The 2546-nt window shown below is 72.0% G+C and carries 1 pseudogene; it reads right to left on the reverse strand.

Annotated features, from left to right (window positions below):
* Positions 1 to 14: 14 nt before the first annotated feature.
* Positions 15 to 2546 (reverse strand): annotated as a pseudogene (locus QC282_RS28165) (type I polyketide synthase); the annotation flags it as partial.

Raw genomic sequence — 2546 nt, forward strand, 5'->3', positions numbered from 1 at the left:
GGCCCGGACGGCGGGGAGGCCCCGGACGCGTGCAGGGACACACCCTCCCAGGCGAACGGCAGCAGGCCGCCCTCGGGCGCCTCACCCTCACCCGCGAAGGCGGCGGCCTGGAGGACCGCGTCCAGGAGGGCCGGGTGCAGGCCGAACCCGGCGGTCGGGACGTGCTCGGGCAGTTCGGCGTCGACGTACACCTCGCCGCCACGGCGCCACACGGCGCGCAGCCCTTGGAACACCGGCCCGTAGACGAACCCGGCACCGGCCCGTTCGTCGTAGAAACCGTCCAGGTCCACGACCCGGGCGTCCGCGGGCGGCCACTCGGACACCTGCCGTGCCCCTGCCACGGCGCCGTCCTCGACGAGCGTTCCCGAGGCGTGCCGCGTCCAGGGCAGTTCCTCGTCGGACACGTCGGGGCGCGAGTAGACGCTCAGCGAGCGCCGTCCCGCCTCGTCGGGCGTACCGACGACGATCTGGATGCGCACGGCGTCACGCCGGTCCAGGACGAGCGGCGCGCCGAGCGTCAACTCCTCGACGCGCCCGCATCCCACCTCGTCACCGGCCCGCACCGCCAGTTCGAGGAACGCCGTGCCCGGAAGCAGGACCCGGCCGTACACCTCGTGGTCGGTGAGCCAGGTCTGGGTGCCCGCCGAGAGCCGCCCGGCGAGCACGACACCGTCGGACTCCGCGAGCGGCACGGCCGCCCCCAGCAGCGGATGTCCGGCCGGTTCCAGACCGAGAGCGACGGCATCCCGCACACCTGCGGTGACGGCAGGCCAATAGCGCCGTCGCTGGAAGGGGTACGTGGGTACGTCGACCAGTCGGGCGCCCGTGCCGGCGAAGTACTCCGCCCAGCCGACCGACACACCGTGCGCGAACAGCCGGCCCAACGCCGCCGCGAACGCCTCCTCCTCCGGCCTGTCCCTGCGCAGCGCGGGAACGACCGTGCTGTCCCCGGGGGCGGACTGCTCGATGAGGGCGGTGAGGGTGCCGTCGGGGCCGAGTTCGAGGAAACGCGTGACGCCGCGCTCGCTGAGGGTGCGGATGCCGTCGGCGAAACGGACGGTCTCCCGGACGTGGCGGACCCAGTACTCGGGGTCGCCCGGATCGCCCGTGCAGACGACGGGGATGCGCGGCTCGTGGAACTCCAGCGCGGACAGCGCGGCCCGGAAGTCCTCCAGCATCGGGTCCATCAGAGGCGAGTGGAAGGCGTGCGAGACCCGCAGCCGCGTCGTACGACGGCCGGGCAGCCCGGCCACCACCGCCAGCACGGCTTCTTCGGACCCCGACAACACCAACGACGACGGCCCGTTGATCGCCGCGATCGACACACCCTCGCCCAGCAGCTGCGTGGCTTCGTCCTCTGCGGCCTCCACGGCCAGCATCAACCCGCCCTCGGGCAACGCCTGCATCAGCCGAGCCCGAGCCGACACCAGCGCACACGCATCCGCCAGCGACAACACACCCGCCACATGAGCGGCGGCGATCTCACCGACGGAATGCCCGGCCAGGTACTCCGGCCGCAGGCCCAGCGACTCCGCCAGCCTGAACAGGGCGACCTGGACCGCGAGCAGCGCCGGTTGGGCGAACTCGGTCCGGTTCAGGGCCTCTTCGTCGTCGCCCCACATGATGTCCCGCAGACCGAGGTCGAGTTCGGCGAGGACAGCGTCCAGCGCCCGCGCGAACACGGGGAACCGCTCGTACAGGTCACGGCCCATACCGAGCCGCTGCGAGCCCTGCCCCGAGAAGACGAACGCCAGCGGACCCTCACCCGCCATACCACGGGCGACCTCCGTGACGCCGTCGCCGGACGCGAGCAGCACGGCCCGATGCGGGAACCGCGCCCGCCCGACCGCCAGCGAGAAGCCGACGTCCACCGAAGGGTCACAACCCTGCATCTGCTCGATCTGCTCGTCCAGGGCCTGCTCGGAACGGGCCGACACCACCAGAGGGACAAGCACCCCGTCGGGCCGATCGTCGACCGGCCCGGGCTCCGGACCGGGTTCCGGACCGGCTTCCAGGATCACGTGCGCGTTCGTCCCGCTCAGCCCGAACGACGACACACCCACCCGACGGACCCGGCCCGTCTCCGGCCAGAGAGTCTCCTCCCGCACCAACTCCACAGCCCCGGCGGACCAGTCGACATGCGACGACGGCGCATCGACGTGCAGACTCGGCGGCACCACCCCGTGCCGCATCGCCATCACACTCTTGATCACACCCGCCACACCGGCAGCGGCCTGCGTATGCCCCAGATTCGACTTCACCGACCCCAGCAACAGAGGACGCTCACGGTCCTGCCCGTAGGTGGCGAGGAGGGCCTGGGCCTCAATCGGGTCCCCGAGGGTCGTACCCGTGCCGTGCGCCTCCACGACGTCCACGTCAGCGGCCCGCAAACCGGCACTGGCGAGGGCCTGCCTGATCACGCGCTGCTGAGACGGACCATTCGGCGCCGTCAAACCATTCGACGCACCGTCCTGATTCACCGCACTGCCACGCACCACCGCAAGAACCCGATGCCCGTTCCGAAGCGCATCCGACTCCCGCTCCAG

Source organism: Streptomyces sp. DH24 (assembly GCF_029813775.1).
Classification (GTDB): domain Bacteria; phylum Actinomycetota; class Actinomycetes; order Streptomycetales; family Streptomycetaceae; genus Streptomyces.